This window comes from Aquirufa sp. A-Brett2-W8 (assembly GCF_054558755.1).
In genome coordinates this window covers 48,921-67,091 of record NZ_JBPXKS010000004.1, presented here as the reverse complement: position 1 = coordinate 67,091, position 18,171 = coordinate 48,921, and the positions used below count along the sequence as shown (strand labels likewise).

Below are 18,171 nucleotides of genomic sequence, written 5' to 3'. Positions count from 1 at the left end.
TAATTCCAGTGGACTTTAAAGAATTAGAATCATTAAAGGATATTAATATTCTTATAATTGGGGATTTGATGCTCGATACCTATCAAATAGGTACATCTACGAGGATTTCTCCAGAGGCTCCAGTCCCTGTTGTGAATTTAAAAAACGAGAAGCATATGCTAGGTGGGGCTGGAAATGTATTAAAAAATTTAGTTTCGTTTGGGGTTAAGTGTGAAATAATGAGCGTGGTAGGAAAAGATGAAACCGGAAAAAAAGTTTTAGAATTAGTAGATCAGCTTAACATTAATACATCTAATATTTATGAAGATGTAACACGAAAAACAACATTGAAAAAAAGAGTATTGGTTTCTGGTCAACAGTTATTAAGGATTGATACAGAGGATAATTTTGCGATTTCAAAAGATATAGAAAACCACTTTTTAAATCACCTAAAATTACATATTTCCACTATTGATATTATTGTACTTTCAGATTATGCTAAGGGGGTGCTAACTTATCGGCTTTGTGAAGAAATTATTGCTATAGCAAATGCAAATGGCGTAAAAACTATAGTTGATCCTAAGGACAAAGATTTTAAGAAATTTTCAAATGCTTATTTATTTAAGCCTAATAAAAAAGAAGCAATTTCAATGCTTGAAAGGGAGCAAATTGAAATTGAATCAGTTTGTAAAGAGCTAAAAAAAACTTTGAACACAGAAAAGATTGTTATTACACTTGCGGAAGACGGCATAGCTTGTTTATCTGAAGAATTTAAAATTATTCCCACCATTAGTTCTCAGATTTATGATGTTTCTGGAGCTGGGGATACAGTTTTGGCTAGTTTGGCAATTTGTTGTGCAAAAAAAATACCTTTAGAAAAATCTTGTATTTTTGCTAATGCTGCAGCTTCAATAGTTATTCAGCAGGTAGGAAGTTGTGTCACGACAATTGATGTAGTATTAAAACAAATTAAAGATGAATTTAGATTTAATTAAAGCGGAGATTCAAGACCACATTAATGTAGTTAGTAATTTGAAGCTTGATCTCCCCTCTCAAATTGCAATTGCATCAAATCAAATTATTCATGCGATTAACAATGGGAATAAAATAATTTTATTTGGAAATGGTGGGAGTGCGGCAGATGCTCAACATATTGCAGCTGAATTTACAGGAAGGTTTGTTAAAGAGCGAAAAGGGTTACCTGCAATTGCTTTAACGACAGATACATCAGCTTTGACTGCAATAGGGAATGATTACGGTTTTGATCAAGTTTTTGGGCGCCAAGTAGAAGCATTGGCTAATGAAGGTGATGTTGTATTAGGGATTTCAACTAGTGGGAATAGTGAAAATGCTTGTATTGCTATTGAGAAGGCTAACGAATTAGGTTGCTTTACGGTTTCTTTAACAGGAAAAGACGGAGGTCGATTAAAATCAATATCTAGTTTGAATATAAACATTAATAGTCCGATTACGGCTAGGGTACAAGAAATGCACATAATGGTAGGTCATTTAATTTGTTCAATGGTTGATAGTGCTTTTTAATAATTTGTTGAAAATAAATGAATAATAACTCATATGTTTTAATTATGGCAGGCGGCGTAGGTAGCCGTTTTTGGCCTAAAAGTAGAAATAGTTTTCCCAAGCAGTTTATAGATATTCTAGGAACAGGAAAATCCTTATTGCAATATACTTTTGATAGGTTTTTAAATCTCGTGCCTAGTGAGAATATATATGTTCTTACTAATGCCGATTACAAAGATTTAGTAATTAAGCAATTACCCATTTTACCCAGTGATAATATATTACTTGAGCCTTCGAGAAATAATACTGCGCCGTGTCTCGCTTACGCTTCATATAAAATACTTAAGAAAAACACAGAGGCAACCATTGTTGTAGCTCCATCAGACCACTTAATTTTAAAAGAAGAGCAATTTTTAGAAAATGTAAGAAACGCTTTGAATTTTGCTTCTAAAAATGATTCTATTTTAACTTTAGGCATAAGTCCTACAAGACCAGACACGGGGTATGGTTATATAAATTACTATAAAGGTGAAGTTTTAAGTGATGGGGCATATCCTGTCAAGGCATTTTTAGAGAAACCCCCTTTGGAAAAAGCAAAAGAATATATTGATAGTGGGGATTATTTATGGAACGCAGGGATATTTGTATGGAGTGCGCAATCAATTAAAAGAGCCTTTATTAATTTTGCTCCGGAAATCCATACTATATTCGAAAAGGGCATCGAATTTTACAATACTAATGAGGAGCAAGGGTTTATCAACAAGTTCTATCCTCAAAGCCCTAATATTTCGATAGATTATGCTATTTTAGAAAAAGCGGATAATGTTTATACTATCCCATCAGAGATTGGTTGGTCAGATTTAGGTACTTGGGCATCTTTACATGAAGTTTTAAGTAAAGACGAAAACGAGAATAGTATTAACTCTCCACATACAATTCTTGAAAATACATATAATTCTCTTATCAATGTTCAGTCAAAAAAGGCAGTTGTAATTAAAGGTTTGCAAGATTATATTGTGGTTGATGACGAAAACGTTTTATTGATTTATCCGAAAAGTGAGGAACAATCGATTAAGAAAGTAGCAGCGGATATGGTTTCTACTTATGGGTCTAATTATGAGTAAATAAATATGTTTTTAACTTAATAAAAAAAGCCAAGAAATTTTTCTTGGCTTTTTAATTATAAGAAACTTATGGGCTAAAATTTATTCCTTTATTATTAAAATAGTATTTTTACACTAGTGTGGTTAGAACAATTGACGTTTTAACTAAAATCAGTTCGAAATGAAAGCATTCAGAATATTTATACTTGTGTTATTATCCCTTCCGGCTTTGGCTCAGGATATCCCGGTAGATATTAACAATATCAGCGATCAGCAATTAGCGCAGATTATGGTTCGCTACCAATTGCAGGGAAGAGCGCCGGAGGAGATCGAGCAGATTATGAAGGCTAAAGGTCTTCCGGCTGATCAAATCATCATTTTAAATCGTCGTATCGCGGAGATGGATCCCTTAACGGCGACCTCCATTAATGCCTATAAGACGAAAACGAAGGATGAAGTAACTATTCCTCGCAAGAAGATTGAAATGTCAGGACCTTCTGCAGCACCTTCGGGCCTACGCGTTTTTGGATCCGAAATTTTCGAAAACCAAAACCTGAGCTTCGAGCCTAATTTGACCATTTCCACCCCGCGGAATTACGTGATAGGCGTGGGGGATGAGTTAATTGTGGATATCTATGGTTTAAGTGAAAGTACGAAAAAACTTAAGGTCAGCACAGAAGGCTTTATACGTTTCCCTAATCTAGGGCCTATCAAAGTAAGCGGTTTAACCATCGAAGAAGCGCACGTGCGTATTCGGGAGGCTGCCTCGAAAATTTACACAACCATCGCTGGCGGAAGTACGAAAGTGATGGTTTCTTTAGGTCAATTACGTTCTATCCGGGTTACTTTAGTGGGCGAAGTGAAGAAGCCGGGTAACTATACCGTATCGTCCCTATCTACCTTGATGAATGCCCTGTATGCCTCTGGTGGTCCGTCAGATCTAGGGTCTTTCCGCAAGATTGAATTAGTGCGGAACGGGAAAACGATTACAACCTTAGACTTATATGACTTCCTACTGAAAGGTGATTTATCTAAAAACAGACTCCTGCAAGACGACGATGTAATCCGCGTAGGAACTTACGAGTCACGCGTGGCAGTGAGTGGTGCCGTGAAGAAAAAGGCTTTATTTGATGTGAAGAAAGGCGAAAGTGCAGCCGATATCCTGCACTATGCGGGCGGTTTTGCAGATGACGCATTCAAGGAGCGCATTCGCGTGAAGCGGATGGGATCAGGGGGCTATGAAGTACAATCTGTGAGGACAGAGGCGCTTGCTTCATTTATGTTGCAATCAGGGGATTCCTTGATCGTGGACACTTTACCTACTACTTTCACTAATAGAGCCTTTATCGACGGAGCGGTATATTATCCCGGGGAATATGGCTTGAACGAATTCACTAACCTAAAAGATTTATTAACGGCAGTTCGTGTGAAGGAGAATGCTTCTATAGAACGCGCACTACTGAGTCGCTTGAATCCTGATTTAACGCCTTCAATGTTGCCTTTTAATGTAAAGGACGTGCTTTCAGGAAAAACAGATATTCGTTTACAACGCGAAGATAAGATTCATATTTATCCGATTATGAGTTTGCGCGAAGCGTATTCTGTGACAATAAATGGCGAGGTAAATCGTCCGGCGACTTTCTCGTTTGCTGATAACATGCGCGTGCAAGATCTGATTCTGCTAGCGGATGGCTTTAAAGAGGGGGCATCCCGTTCTCGCATCGAGGTTTCGCGTCGTTTGTTATCTACATCTACTTCAGATACGACGGCTTATTCGATTATTCATTCGATTGATTTAGGTTCTTCTTCGGCAGAGGAATTGAATTTCATTTTACAGCCTTTTGACATTGTTTCCGTGCGTAAATCTCCTTCTTATCGTACACAAATTACGGTTTCAGTAGAGGGCGAAGTGCTTTATCCAGGGAATTATACATTGTCTGGAAACAAGGAGCGTCTTTCCGATATCATTGCGCGTTCAGGTGGTTTAAAACAAACAGGTTATGCGACAGGCGCGATCTTATTGCGTAAGACACATGTGAACCAAACATCTGCTGATGAGGCATTATTCTCGTCGAAGATCAATACAATTTCGAATCAATCGAAGCGTAGTTCTGGTAATTCTTTTGCAGCCACGGATACGGCGAAAATTGCGTCGAATGTGAATGGTTTATTAGTGGACCAAAAGCCCGTAGGAATTCGCCTAGCGGAGGCGATGGAGAAGCCAGGATCGCTTTATGATATTATTTTAGAAGAGGGAGACGTGATTAAGGTACCTAAATTAACGCAGACGGTGCAGACTTTTGGTGCAGTCAATGTACCTCGCCAAATCGCCTACCACAGCGGCCTAGGCTTCCGCCGCTTAATCTCAGAATCCGGGTGGTTTGCTCCTAACGCATCACGCCGCTATGCCTACATGGTACGTCCTAATGGTGAAATCAAAACTACGAAACGATTCCTATTCTTCCGCTTCTACCCTAGCTTAGAGCCAGGTGCGGAGGTATATGTTCCTGCTAAAAAAGATAAAAGACCTATTTCTACGCCAGAGTATATCGCCATGGGAACGGGCTTAGCCTCTTTAGGAGGCTTAATTATAGCATTAATTAACACGGTGAAATAATGGCAGACAAGAAAACCATCGTTTTAGGGGATGTTATTGAATCGATCAAGCGATTCCTTAGCTATTTGCGCTCTCAGTTTATATTGATCACTTTTTGTGCGGTCGTAGGTCTTGTACTTCCTCTGATTTACCGAGCTATGCAGAAGCCTGCTTATGCGGCATCTACCACGTTTATTCTCGAGGAGAAATCAGCGAGTGGCGGAGGCTTAGCTGGGATTGCTTCGCAGGTAGGATTGGATCTGGGTAGCTTAGGTGGCGGAGGTTCAAGTGTTTTCAGTGGTGACAATATCTTAGATATCATCAAGTCCCGAGTTATTATTGAGAAAGTTTTGTTGACGCCTATTTCAGGGAATTCAGGAAAGACCTTAGCCGATTTATATTTATATTTTACGGGTTTAGGGGAGCGTTTACCGGCTCCTGTTTCCTTTGCTATTCCGGCAGCGTCTGTTGTTGCGCCGGCTCATTCCGTTTATCAGGACTCTGTTCTTTATGTCATGTACGATCAAATCGCTAAGAAAAATGTTTCAGTAGATCGCTTGAACAAAAAGGGAACCATCTTTAAGATTGTGACGGTTTCTCAAAACCAAGTGTTCTCGAAGAACTTCGCAGAGCGTTTATTGAAAGAGACGACAACGTATTACGTGAATGTAAAAACGAGTAATGCAGCAGCGAATGTGAAGCGTTTGCAGGCACGTGGGGATTCCTTATTGCGCGTTTTAAATGCTAAATCATACAATGCAGCTTCTTTCCAGATCCTAGATCCGAATGTGGCATTTAAATCAATGTCAGTTCCCGCGGAAGTGAGTTCTCGTGATAAATCGATTGTGTTTAGCATCTATGCGGAGGTTACGAAAAACTTAGAGATGAGTCGTATTGCCCTTGTTTCTCAGACGCCGGTCATTCAACTACTCGATGTGCCTAAATTCCCACTAATGGACGATCGTAAATCCTATGGATTTCTAGGTTTCGTCGGCATGTTCGCCGGATTATTGGTCGGATTATTCCTTTGCCTCTACCTTTATACGGATAAATAATGCGTCGGGTGTTTCTGTTGCGCGCTTACGGAGATTTTGCGATAGCGGTGCAAGCCCTAGCTGCGACCGATGTAATCGTTGCTTCTTTGCATTTGAAACCTCTTTATGATGCGCTTATTTCCCGTGGCTGTATTGCGCCTCGTTCTATAGAATTTGTGGATTTCGGAATTACAGGTTCACAATTAAACTTATTTACAAATCGGGGATTTTTGAGTTTTGACACATTCCTTCAATTAGCTAAAATCAAGAAATATACGCGCGCGAATCCTGGCTATATTGATTTCGTCGAACAAAGCGCGCGAGTGGGCCTCTTGAATTTCATCACTGGTCATTCGTTTAAGGCGTTTTTCGAAACGGGAGCCCCGGTTTATGCGGCTTATGGTTTGAAGTCTAAAGGGCTTAAAAAACAAGGAGACAAGGTGTTGATTTTGCCAGATGCACGTTTGCCTAAACGTATCATTCCAGAGGGTATTTTGGCGCGGATTGATGGGCGAGTAGCTCGGTTCGGTGCAGAGTATTCCAATTTCGAGCAATTAATCGACTTGATTCAGGCATCAGATTACGTGGTGGCGGCAGACTCTTTACCCTTGCACCTAGCCTTCCTATGCCGCAAGCCTCATTTTATTCTGTACCCGGATGGAGGCAAGCAGGATTTCTTCACACCGGATGCTTTAGCTTCTGGATCTTTCAGCACGTTTAGCCAATTCACCCATGTTTAAACGTGCGTTCGTCCTTTTTGCTGATCACGAGACAGAGCGTAAGGCTCATGTGGAGGAGATGCGATCTGAGTTGTCTGGTTTAGAGTTAGTGGAGCCTGTTTTCCCGTCACGTGTACACGTTCCTTTTTTAGAGGACCTGATTGAAAAGTCTCGCAAGCGGACTGGCAAAGCTTTATTAGCGACGGAGATAGGGGTGGTTTTGAGTCACCGCAAGGTGTGGCGGTTAATCGCACGAGGAAAGACGGAGGAGCATTTTCTAGTATTAGAATCAGATAGCAGGATAATGAAGGCAGAACTTTTGAAACCAGAAACGGCAGAGAAATACGATCTGTTCTTCTGGGGCGCTTGGAATGGTTATGCCAGCCTGAAACGTTCCACGAAAAAGAATGGAGTAGGAGAACCTTTGATTAAGTCCGTTTATGGAGCTTATGGATATTCCTTAAATGCGAAAGCCGCGAAGTATTTGTTACAAAAAACGGCGCGGGTAGCTTATCCGGTAGATATGTACAAGCGATTTGTGGATCCTACGGAGATTTCTATAGGAAGCATTATACCAGAAGTGATTTCAACCTGGCGAACGTCTGATTCACTGATTCGACGGGAGAGCCGTAGTTCTTTAATGACCGCTGAATTAATTAGAATGATTTTCTATTGTCGAAACACGATACAATCGTACTTTTGTTAATTATGAGTACAGCTAAATCTATCGTGGCGATTACTTGGGATGGCCAATCCAGCCCCATGGACCATATCCATTTCGACGCGGAGCCGGCTTTCGATTGGTTATTATACGATTACAGCGGTACGGTTGCGGAGGCGCCTTCAAAAGTGGCTCATTATATTTCTATAAAATCAGAGTGCAAAGGAGATGTGATGCAGCATATTTATGTCAGACTACAGTCAACGCCTTTGACCTATATTGGTTTTTTAGATGATGATCAAATCATCTCGGTTTCCGATCTCAACAAGCTCTTTTTTATTGCCACTTTAGAGAAATTAGACGTATTTCAGCCAAGTCTGAACCACGATTCCTATTATAATTTACGACAGTTCATACACAAGCCGGGCTATTTAGTCCAAGAATCCTGGTGGGTGGAAATTATGTCCCCTTTCTACAGCGAGGCCGTTTTTCAGGCTGCAGGACCACATTTCAAACATTCGATTTCTGGTACGGGACTCGATGTGTATTTGATTCCGACCATTCAACGTCTGATAGGTAAAACCAAAACAGCGGTGGTTCACGGGGTGCAACTAAAGCATGCGCGTCCGATACGCACGGGTAACCGGGTGTTCTCGAATGGGAAGACGAATCTAGAGGAGATTCGCTATGTGCAAGGTATTTGCCGTGCCATGGCCGCGGAAAAGCCGGAGCTTTTTGACTCGGCATTTCATTATCAAGTATTGGATCGCCGTTATGTGAATGGAGTGCCTTTGGCCCACAAAATCCAACGCATTCCCCGGATGATTCGAAACCTATATAAACTGATCGTGGACGCGAGTTACCGCTAATGGAGACCCGGAAAAATGTCTTTTATAATGTGTTACTGGCGATTACGCAGGTGTTATTCCCGCTGATCACGTTCCCGTATTTGGCTCGAACGCTGGGTCCGGAGCACGTAGGGGTCTTGAATTTTGCGGAGAGTTTCGCCCGTTATTTCGTTCTTTTAGCCGCCCTAGGAATTCCTATTTATGGGATACGCGAAGTAGCCAAAGCGGCTTCAGACCGCGCCTTGCTCACGAAAACCGTCTCAGAAATTTTCATTATCAATGCGCTAGGAACAATGCTCCTAAGCATTATTTTCCTTGGGTTTATTATGGCGGTTCCGCAACTCGCGGAAGAGAAATCCCTCTTCTCTTGGGCACTGGGCTACTTTGTTCTTCAAGTTTTTCAATTAGAATGGTTCTTCTCCGGGATGAACCAATTCAAGTTCATTGCCATTCGTTCCCTCGTGATTCGCCTGTGCTTCATCGCTGCGGTGTTTTTGTTCATTCGAAATACGAATGATTACGTGAACTATTTTCGGATGCAGGTAGGGCTGGCGGTGGTTTTGGCCTTATTTAATGGCAAAAGACTTTGGGATTTGCTCGACTTTTCAGGCATTTCGGTATCAGGCTTAGAGTTGAAGAAACACCTTAAACCGATGGCTTTGTTGTTTTTAACCATCTTCACGATCTCGGTTTACTTCTCATTAGACACGATCTTATTAGGCTTTTTAGCAGATAATGAAAGTGTGGGCTATTATTCCTCGGCGCTGAAGTTAAACCGATTATTGATAGGCGTCTTGAGCGCGATCTCTGTGGCGATGTTTCCAGGGCTGGTGAGTTTGTACCACAAGGGAGAGAAAGAGGCCTTCGTTTTACTTATAAAACAGTGTTTCTATGTTTTGGTGAGTCTTTCGATGCCCTTGGTGCTAGGAATCGTTCTATGCGCACCAGAGATCATTCATATCTTGCTAGGAACCGCGTTTGATCGAGCGATTTTACCACTGCAAATCACAGCTCCGCTGATTTTGATCATTAGTATGTCGGGGATTTTTGGCTTCCAAATCCTCAGTGCCGTAGGCAAGGACAAATCCATCCTTATTTCTGCGCTGATTGGTATGTTTATCAGCATAATCTGTGCGATTCAATTAGTGCCTACTTTCAAAGAAAACGGTGCAGCGATAACGATTCTATTCACTGAATTAGCGGTTTGTATCGCTTTCATCTTCTTCACGCGGAACGAAATTTCGCTTTCTAATTACACGATCGTGTTCTTTCAGCAGCTTTTGGGCTTAATTCCTTATGTAGGAATCGTGCTCTTGTTCAAACTCTTTGTGCCCACGCTTTTACTGAGATTGCTCGTGATAGGGGTATTTTCGCTGGCTTGGTTTGTGCTGCTGCAATTGTTTATCTTGCCTGATACCATTTATCGAACACAATGGAATCGCTTAGCGGATCGCTTTAACAAAGAGGAATAAACTAGCACGCAGCTGGAAATAGGTCTTCCCGTATTCCGCATATAAATCAATTTGTTCTTGAATCTTTTCCTTGTTCATATAAGGCAAATCCAAGTTCGTGTAAAGCCTCTTCATAGACTCTTTCCAGGTTTTATAATCCTTCATCACAGGAATGCCGTCATACAAAGCATAGTTGAAATCAAGTAATTGTGATCTTTCAGCTATTTTTCCTCCTACTTGCTGATTAGCATGGTTGCGGTACTGAAATAGTTTTTCCGGGTTAGCCTGGAGGGCGTTCTTTGCGGCAAAATAAAGACCGATCCATCCGTCGTGCAATAATCCGGGCAGCTGCGGGATGTCCTTTTGTAATAATTCGGAATCTCGCTTAAAAGCTAATCCGGCACCCGTCACTACATTGTCTACACGTCTCTCAAAATCTATTAGTTCGACTTGGTCATACGGAAACCCGATAATGTCCCATAAAGTCATATCTTCTTGTGTCTTTCCCTCAGCGTTTATGATGCTGGCATTGCTAAAAACGGCGCCTGCGTCCGGGTGTTCTTGGAAAAAGGCAAGCGTCTTTTCTACTTTGGTAGGTAACCAGACATCATCCTGATCCGCTAGAAAAATGATATCTCCGCTAGTCTTGCGAAGACATTGCTGCATATTAGCTACGGTGCCTAGGTTTTTCTCGTTGAAATGAAGCTGAATTTGTGGATGTTTTGCGGCATATTCTGTTAAAATGGCATGAGTTTCGTCCGTAGAACCATCATCGCAGACGATAACTTCGTGAACGGGAATACTTTGGCCTAAAATCGAATCCATTTGCGCCTTTAGATAAGCCGCACCCTGGAAGGTGATCATGGAGACGGAGAGTTTCATAGGATGCTTCGAAGGTAGGAAGTTAATACCTTTACTCTTTTTTCCAAAGCCCGGGAATCAAATAGGCTCAAATATGACATAAATTTCTCCCAATCAATTGCTTTTAAAACATCCGCATTATATCGAAGGGCTTCCATATCTGCTATTGTTTGGATTTCAGGATGGAGATACAGGTAATCTAAAATAGCTTTTTCTGGTTCCGCCATTAATACAGGCCCCTGACTTGTATAGAGCGTTTTGTATCCAAAAAAGAGACTATTCTTGATGGATCGATAGGTGAAATTACCTCGATCATTCTCAAAATGGGATGTTTTTTTTGTGGTGACCGAGGTCGAACTAAAAGAAGACTCTGGTATCAGTCCATAGTAGTCAAAAGCAGACTCTAATGAGATGTAAGAGGGTTTGCAAAGCAAATTCGCTACCCTAAATTGTGAGAATTCCGAACGCTCCATTTTGGCAAAACAATACCACTTATTTGATAATTTTTGCAAGTAATTTTTCGCTTGCCATTCCACAAGACGCCTAGAGTCAAAGTGTGGAAATGCTTTATAGATGTCTTGCGTGTTGAAAACACCGAAGACTTCCAGTTGTTCCAAGAAGGCCAGAAAGCTTATTCTGTTTCTCATAATTGTTATAATTAACAAATATAAGAAATATATTAATTATAAGTGTGCATTAGTAATATAAACTCTTGCATATTAGTAATGCATACTTTGTTTTTTAGCATTTTCCCCCCTTTTGTTCAGCACCGGATTATTCCTAACTTTGTTTATGAAGTTTTTGCTGTCGCTTTGTTTCGTTTTGTGTTTGTTTGGGACTCCATTATGGGCCCAAAACGCCATCCCCATCGGATTCTCCGACATCGATGAGCAAGTTCGCAATCTGCAACTATTAGGGAAAGTAGACGCCAGTCAATCTATGCTGGCTAGGCCCTTTTATTCTACGGGAAAGCAAAGTTACCAAGATCTGTACCGATTGATCGATCCGGCTGCCAATGATACTATCAAAAGTTATAAAAAAGGGTTATTCCAAGCCATTTTATTGCCCGCGTCTCTCTCTCAAAAGCTAAATACGTCCCGCCCTTATGGCTGGAATGATCAGGCAATGTCGAACTCAACTGGATACCAAATGCAAGCCAGTGCCGGAATTTATGCCCGTTTTAGCATTTTACATATACAGTTTAAACCCGAATTTGTTCACACAGCTTCCGGGGATTATGAAACGAGTGATGGCTGGGGACAGGTGAATCCATCTTTGGATCGTATTAGTTTAGGTCAATCCTCCGTGCGATTAGAGGCAGGAGGAATTTCGCTAGGGGTGTCAAACCAGAACCTTTGGTGGGGACCAGGACATTATTCTTCGCTATTGATGACGAATAATGCGGCTGGTTTTCAGCATTATAGTTTGAACACCACACGGCCCTTGAAGACTCCGATAGGGACTTTCGAATTCCAATTGATTTTGGGGAGAATGACACGGGATTCCTTGCAGGGATTTGAGAATAACTTATTGAAGAGGAGGGATCTAGCGGCTAATCCGAAAAATCGGCAATACAATGGAATCATCTTGACGTATCAGCCGCGCTTCTTAAAAAATGTCTTTTTCTCTGTTGAAAGGGCCTTTCAAAACTACGAGGTGGATCGTCCTGGCGCAAGATTCATGAACACCTATTTACCGGTGTTGAACAATTTATTCAAGAGCGATTATAATGACGATACACTGAGCAAAGACCAGATATTGAGTCTTTCCACCCGTTGGTTAATGCCGAAGAATCACGCAGAAGTCTATGCGGAATTTGGCTATAATGATGCGAAACAAAACCTGCGTGATTTGATGCTCGATATGTCCCACTCGGCGGCCTGGGTTGTCGGCTTTAAGAAATTACATCCATTGAATGCGCGCACCTTTATTTCCTTGCAAGCGGAAGCGTCGAAGATGTCCGAAACGCCATCATATCTCATGCGGGGGGCAGGAAACTGGTATGAACACGGGCAAGTATACGAGGGTTTTACGAATAATAACCAGATCATTGCGAATGGAATAGGCCATGGAAATGATGCGCAATCTATCGCAGTCAGCTGGAATCAAGGCTGGACGAAGTTAGGCTTGACTTTTCAGCACGTGGCTAATCGACCTACTACGGTCACTGGCGGGAATGCGGTGTCAACCCGAAATATAAAATGGGATGACTATGCCTACGGTTTACAAGGCGGATACCGCTATAAAAAACTGCTGTTTACGGCGGATGTGAAATGGGTCAATTCCAGCAATTATTTATGGGAAAAGGATCGTTCGAAATCGAATATCTACGCCTTCATTAATACGATTTTCTTATGGTAAAGTACGTTCTAGGCCTCTTATTGCTCTCTTGCTCGGTCTTCGCTCAGACGACTTTGCTGGATGATATTAGTTTGCAGGACGTGCAGCGAAATGGGCAATTGTTACATGGGACAGATTCGACGAAATACGAGAATCAATCGTTTATGATTCGTTCGACATCTCGTTTTCAAGAGTTGGAATCAAGAATAGGAGATAAGTTTAAACTACAAGGAATTTCATTGCGCCATACGTCTCAAAACAATAACCTACTGCCCTTCGGCTTTAACGAGGGGAACATGTATCCGTCGGTTGGTTTTCAGCGTCGCTGGAGTCTGGGCGTCCATTTTACCTGGCAGTTCCTGCATGTGAATCTTCAGCCGGAATGGGTGGAAGCGGAAAATTCGCATACCATTCCTTTTGCAGGAAGCCCTCAGGACGGGAATTATTGGACACGTGTGTTCTTTATTATCAATAATAATATTGATGCTTATAGTCGCTTCGGAACTGAGTCCTTGAAATATTTCTTCCCGGGTCAGTCGCGCGTCGCCTTGCGATTAGGGAATGTGGCTGCCGGTGTTTCTACTGAGAACAATTGGTGGGGTCCAGGCTTTAGAAACAGTTTAGTGCTCACGAATGAGGCGTCTGGTTTTTTGCATTATTTTGTCCAAAACCGAAAGCCGGTCATTACTCCCATCGGATCTTTCGAGGGGAAAGGGATCATCGGGATGCTAGAGAACACTTCATTGTTATCTCCGGAGGACAAGAACTTCAGACCTATCTGGGCGGGAGGAATTGAAAGCAAGAATAATTCTCAGCGCATGTTGAAAGCCTTTATCGTAAACTGGCAGCCTAAATGGGTGCCTAATTTCTATGTAGGCTACTCTTTTGCGCAACAGAATTACTTTACAAACGAAGACCCTAAGCCTGGAAAGCCATTTGTCGAAAACCCTCGAATGCAATTAGGAGCTTTTTTGCTTCGCTTTGCTTTACCAAAAGACCATGCGGAATTTTATGTTGAATTAGGTCAGCCAGATAAGGTCGTGGGGCCAGCCAGCTTCTTCGGTGATTCCACGAAGACGGGTTTTGTGCTAGGGGGTCGGAAGCTATTTCCTTTGGGCAAAAAACAAAAATCCTACTTACTATTAGGCATCGAATTCACGCAATTACAGTTGATGGATCCCGGTTTAGTGATCGATAATACACAACCGGGCGGGGAACCGCTACGCAACAGCTGGTACACCAGCACGCAAATGCGGCAGGGATATACGCATAACGCGAAGGTACTGGGAGCATCCATCGGTCCGGGTTCGAATAGCCAAACGGTTCATTTGAGCTTTCACCGCGGCCGTAGTTTGATCCGTCTACATGCGGAGCGAGTGGCGAAAAACAATGATTTCTACGTGTACCAATACTACGGAAGTGGTTATGAAAACCGCTATTGGGTGAATCTGATGACTGGCGTCGAGGCGCAAATTGGGATTACCAAAAACCTGCTGATAGGGGCCTCTTATTTGCAGACATCTGTGAATAATTACATGTGGGTGCGAATTGAGGACGAAAAGGCAGATTGGTCTGAATCCTCTACGAAGTCGGATTATACGAACCAGCAGTGGCAGGTTTCGCTTAAATACGAGATCAATGGACGTCGTTAAAAAGCTGTACTTGCAGGTCTATTTCTTCGTTATGGCACTCTATGTGTTCTTTAACAAGGGGATTGCGTATAGTTTTTTGGCGGAGGCTTTGTGGGCGGGGGGATTTATCGTGTTGTTTTTAACGCGCAAGGAATACGCTTTTGGCTGGGATAAGCGGACGAAGATTTTAGCGTTTTTACTGGCGGTCACCGTAGGCTATATCGGCTGGGGATTACGGTCTTATGCGTTATTTGATGTGATTCGCGACTCTTTCGTGATCCAGTATGCTTGGTTTGCCTTCTTCGTGTTTCTATTTAAAGATTTACGCGCGCAATTATGGGGATATATTATTTTGATCTATACGTGGTTCCCGTTTTTCGCCCTGTTGAATTTTTATTTCCAAAACTTCTCCGAATTCTTCGAGAATTTCATCCTCTTCGGATCCGTTCCCTTCGCGCTCTATAAATACGGCGATATGGGGGTGCATTTATTGATTTCCTCTTTGGTATTAATGCTGTATTTGAACCACCGATCGATCCGTTTTCAGGTGACTTTAGCCGTGGCTATTTTATTAAATCTCTTGATCATTACGGCCTATTCTCGGTCCGGAATGCTAGCTTATTTAATCAGCTTAGGACTATTTGTGTTCTACACGAAGCGGGAAGAAATGCGTAATTTGTTCAAACAATATGCCCGCTATTTGCCTATTATCTTGTTGATCGTTTTGCCGCTGTATGCGTCCATTAAGGTGAAGGAAAACTTCCAAGGGCGTAAAGTAGGAATGGAGCAGTTAGTGGAGAATGTGGGGTCGATTTTTGGGGTGAGTACGGATGCGACTTTGGATAAAAACAAAGTATGGCGTCTTATCTGGTGGGCCAATATTATTGATTACAGCATTACGCCGGAATACGCTATTCAAGGGAAAGGGCTGGGGATGAGTTTAGCGGATAGTGACGACGTGAATACGGATGTGGATGATTTGCGCTCGCCACATAATTTTAATTTAACGATTTTGGCTCGCTTCGGCTGGCCGCTGTTTTTGTTATGGTGTTATTGGCTGGTTTGCCTATTCAAACCGATGTTCAAACGGCAACTGAATGACCAGCAATTGATGATTTCTTGCGTGCTGTTCACGTTTTGGTTGAACGGCAGTTTCGACGTGTTTTTAGAGGGACCGATGGGAGCATTCCCCTTCTGGACCTGGGTGGGCTTGTATTTTTTAGGGGATTTCTTCCCAGAACCGGAACCAGAACTAGATGCAGCATCATAAGGTAGATATTTTAGGCACCCCGGTCTCTTCGCTGACGATGGACGAATTGTTCAGCGATTGGGAGCGCGTGATTAAGGGGGGTGAAAAGGCGCAGGTGTGTATCACGCCGGTGAATTCGATATTGGCGGCGCGCGCGACAGCGCGCGTTCAAGCGATTTACAAGCACGCGGATTACGTTCTTTGCGATGGCGTTCCCGTGAAATGGGCCTCGGAATTCTTAGGGGATCCCATTAAGGAGCGCATTACGGGTTTGGATGTGTTGCCGCGGATTTTTCCGTTTGCGGCTTCGCGAAATTTCACTGTATTTTTGCTCGGCGCTTCTCCCGGGGTAGCGGAAACGTTGAAGAAAGTGATGGAGGCGAAGCACCCTGGTATAAAGATTGTGGGAACCTTCGTGCCGCCGTTCAGAGAAGTGTTTTCGAAGGAAGAAAATCAGCAGATGATCGATGCGATCAATGCGGTGAAGCCGGATATGTTGTTGGTGAGTTTAACGGCTCCTAAACAGGATATTTGGATCGCGGAAAATCTGGCGAAATTAGATACGCACGTAGCCATCGGAATAGGAGGAGCATTCGAGGTGGCAGCGGGGATGATTCAACGTGCGCCTCTGTGGATGCAAAAAAGTGGATTGGAATGGTTGTATCGATTCTTACAGGAGCCTAAGCGGATGTTTAGACGCTATTTCGTGGAGGCACCGGTGTTCATTCCGCTCATCATCCAGCAAAAATTTAATAGGCATTTTGGTCGCCCCTGAAGAAGTTAATGACGGTCTGGAGGATGATTTGGCAATCTAACCAAAACGACCAGCGGTGAATATAACTCAAATCAAAGTCCACGCGTTCCTGCATATCCTCCGTCGTCCGCGTCTCTCCCCTACACCCATTTACCTGTGCCCAGCCGCTAATTCCCGGTAAAACGATGTGGCGTAACATGTAATTATCTACCGTATTCATTGATTCAATGTTCAAGGGAGTCGGGTGCGGACGAGGTCCCACCACCGACATATCTCCTAATAACACATTCCAAAATTGCGGAATTTCATCCAAGTTCGTCTTGCGTAAGAAGGCCCCAATCCAAGTAATACGCGGGTCTTCTTTTTGTGCTTGCTGGTAATTCCCGTTCTCATCCACATCCTCGCTTTCTTTCACCATCGTCCGGAATTTATAACAGGTTAAGGTCTCATTATTTAGCCCCCATCGTTCTTGACGGAAAAAAACAGGACCTTTCGATGTTATTTTTATGAGCAGGGCTATTAATGGGAATAAGATGAGGCCAAAAGTCAGCATAAATACGATCGAAAAAACGACGTCAAATACGCGCTTTAAGATCCGATTTTCTAATCGGTCCAGGGGAAGTCGCCCCACATTCACTACGGGTACTTGACCGATGGTCTGAATGCTCACCGAGGAGGTAGCATATTGTTGGAAATCTGGCAAAATACGGACTTTGGTCCGGTAATAATCACAGATACTGATGCAACGCTGAATGGTCGAATAATCCTCTGTAGGCAAGGCAATCACCACTTCATCAATGAAACGCGACTTCAAAATCAAATCCAGTTGGCTAATTTTGCCTAAATAATCACAGCCTTGAATGTTATTCATTTCATCGTCGATGACCCCCTCTACCTTATACCCGTAGTAATAATACTTCTCCACCGTTTCATAAAAATTCTTCGCCGCCGCAGTCGCCCCCACTAATAAAACTAGGTCATTCATCCGTCCTTGGTAGAAGGCAGCGTGGCGATTCTTACGTAAAATATACTTGGTAACAGCGGCTAAAACGAAATTGGAACCGATGAAATAGACAAAAAAGCTAAAGTCGTAGACTCCGCTCGGCTTCAAAAAGAAGAGACTCGAACTGAGTAAAATGGTAAATAAAATCAGGTGGTAAAGGATGAAAATGATTTCCTCGGCGAACTTATTGGAGCGTCTATCGGCATAGAGTTTGGAAAATGACGAGACAAAATACCAAATCACTAAAGCAAGAATTATAAAGGATGGATTCCATTGATCGAGGTGTCCTAAGTTCCAAAGCGCTACTAAATAGGCCGCGATGACCACCAGGGCATCGTTCATGTAGCGGATTAGAATAAATCGATTAGTCTTTTTGTTCATGGAAATCTTTATCACTCAAATTTACAAATTGCGGGCATTC

General features: G+C 42.5%; 16 protein-coding genes. 13 read left to right on the top strand and 3 right to left on the bottom strand.

Annotated elements, in window-relative coordinates:
* Positions 1 to 8 precede the first annotated feature (8 nt).
* The 9 genes from ACST13_RS03830 to ACST13_RS03790 all read left to right on the top strand — a co-directional run bounded on the left by ACST13_RS03830 (position 9) and on the right by ACST13_RS03790 (position 9,933).
* Positions 9 to 974, top strand: a complete 966-nt coding sequence (locus ACST13_RS03830) for a bifunctional heptose 7-phosphate kinase/heptose 1-phosphate adenyltransferase (RefSeq protein ID WP_459521901.1) — start codon at positions 9 to 11, stop codon at positions 972 to 974.
* Complete coding sequence (locus tag ACST13_RS03825) at positions 955 to 1,521, top strand: D-sedoheptulose 7-phosphate isomerase (protein WP_459521900.1); 567 nt, start codon at positions 955 to 957, stop codon at positions 1,519 to 1,521. Before ACST13_RS03830 ends, ACST13_RS03825 begins: the two co-directional genes overlap by 20 nt.
* Positions 1,522 to 1,538: 17 nt before the next feature.
* Positions 1,539 to 2,624, top strand: a complete 1,086-nt coding sequence (locus tag ACST13_RS03820) for a mannose-1-phosphate guanylyltransferase (RefSeq protein ID WP_459521899.1) — start codon at positions 1,539 to 1,541, stop codon at positions 2,622 to 2,624.
* A 160-nt stretch (positions 2,625 to 2,784) separates the two neighbouring features.
* A complete protein-coding gene (locus ACST13_RS03815) occupies positions 2,785 to 5,220 on the top strand; it encodes an SLBB domain-containing protein (RefSeq protein ID WP_459521898.1) in 2,436 nt (811 codons plus the stop codon).
* Positions 5,220 to 6,254, top strand: coding sequence for a hypothetical protein (locus ACST13_RS03810; protein ID WP_459521897.1), 1,035 nt, complete (start codon positions 5,220 to 5,222; stop codon positions 6,252 to 6,254). The genes ACST13_RS03815 and ACST13_RS03810 overlap by 1 nt, the downstream gene beginning before the upstream one ends.
* Positions 6,254 to 6,973, top strand: a complete 720-nt coding sequence (locus ACST13_RS03805; protein ID WP_459521896.1) for a hypothetical protein — start codon at positions 6,254 to 6,256, stop codon at positions 6,971 to 6,973. Before ACST13_RS03810 ends, ACST13_RS03805 begins: the two co-directional genes overlap by 1 nt.
* Positions 6,966 to 7,658: a glycosyltransferase family 25 protein gene (locus tag ACST13_RS03800; protein ID WP_459521895.1), complete on the top strand. Its 693-nt coding sequence runs from the start codon at positions 6,966 to 6,968 to the stop codon at positions 7,656 to 7,658. The genes ACST13_RS03805 and ACST13_RS03800 overlap by 8 nt, the downstream gene beginning before the upstream one ends.
* 2 nt (positions 7,659 to 7,660) lie before the next feature.
* Positions 7,661 to 8,482, top strand: coding sequence for a hypothetical protein (locus tag ACST13_RS03795; RefSeq protein WP_459521894.1), 822 nt, complete (start codon positions 7,661 to 7,663; stop codon positions 8,480 to 8,482).
* Entirely contained in the window at positions 8,482 to 9,933 is a 1,452-nt protein-coding gene (locus ACST13_RS03790) for a flippase (RefSeq protein ID WP_459521893.1), read from the top strand. Before ACST13_RS03795 ends, ACST13_RS03790 begins: the two co-directional genes overlap by 1 nt.
* Here the strand turns inward: ACST13_RS03790 and ACST13_RS03785 are convergent.
* Positions 9,904 to 10,776: a glycosyltransferase gene (locus tag ACST13_RS03785; protein ID WP_459521892.1), complete on the bottom strand. Its 873-nt coding sequence runs from the start codon at positions 10,774 to 10,776 to the stop codon at positions 9,904 to 9,906. The genes ACST13_RS03790 and ACST13_RS03785 overlap by 30 nt on opposite strands.
* Before the next feature lie 14 nt (positions 10,777 to 10,790).
* A complete protein-coding gene (locus ACST13_RS03780; protein WP_459521891.1) occupies positions 10,791 to 11,420 on the bottom strand; it encodes a type IV toxin-antitoxin system AbiEi family antitoxin domain-containing protein in 630 nt (209 codons plus the stop codon).
* A gap of 145 nt (positions 11,421 to 11,565) precedes the next feature.
* On the opposite strand from ACST13_RS03780, the gene ACST13_RS03775 reads away from it, so the two are divergent.
* From ACST13_RS03775 to ACST13_RS03760, 4 genes are read left to right on the top strand one after another with little or no spacing between them, the layout of a single operon-like run.
* Positions 11,566 to 13,134, top strand: a complete 1,569-nt coding sequence (locus tag ACST13_RS03775; RefSeq protein ID WP_459521890.1) for a capsule assembly Wzi family protein — start codon at positions 11,566 to 11,568, stop codon at positions 13,132 to 13,134.
* Positions 13,128 to 14,765, top strand: coding sequence for a hypothetical protein (locus ACST13_RS03770; protein ID WP_459521889.1), 1,638 nt, complete (start codon positions 13,128 to 13,130; stop codon positions 14,763 to 14,765). The genes ACST13_RS03775 and ACST13_RS03770 overlap by 7 nt, the downstream gene beginning before the upstream one ends.
* Positions 14,752 to 16,014, top strand: coding sequence for an O-antigen ligase family protein (locus ACST13_RS03765; RefSeq protein ID WP_459521888.1), 1,263 nt, complete (start codon positions 14,752 to 14,754; stop codon positions 16,012 to 16,014). The genes ACST13_RS03770 and ACST13_RS03765 overlap by 14 nt, the downstream gene beginning before the upstream one ends.
* Positions 16,001 to 16,768 carry a WecB/TagA/CpsF family glycosyltransferase gene (locus ACST13_RS03760; RefSeq protein ID WP_459521887.1) on the top strand — a complete coding sequence of 256 codons (768 nt, stop codon included), beginning with the start codon at positions 16,001 to 16,003 and terminating at the stop codon, positions 16,766 to 16,768. The genes ACST13_RS03765 and ACST13_RS03760 overlap by 14 nt, the downstream gene beginning before the upstream one ends.
* Here ACST13_RS03760 and ACST13_RS03755 read toward each other — a convergent pair.
* Positions 16,743 to 18,131: an undecaprenyl-phosphate glucose phosphotransferase gene (locus ACST13_RS03755; protein ID WP_459521886.1), complete on the bottom strand. Its 1,389-nt coding sequence runs from the start codon at positions 18,129 to 18,131 to the stop codon at positions 16,743 to 16,745. The two genes, ACST13_RS03760 and ACST13_RS03755, sit on opposite strands and share 26 nt — an antisense overlap.
* Between the last annotated feature and the right edge of the window lie 40 nt (positions 18,132 to 18,171).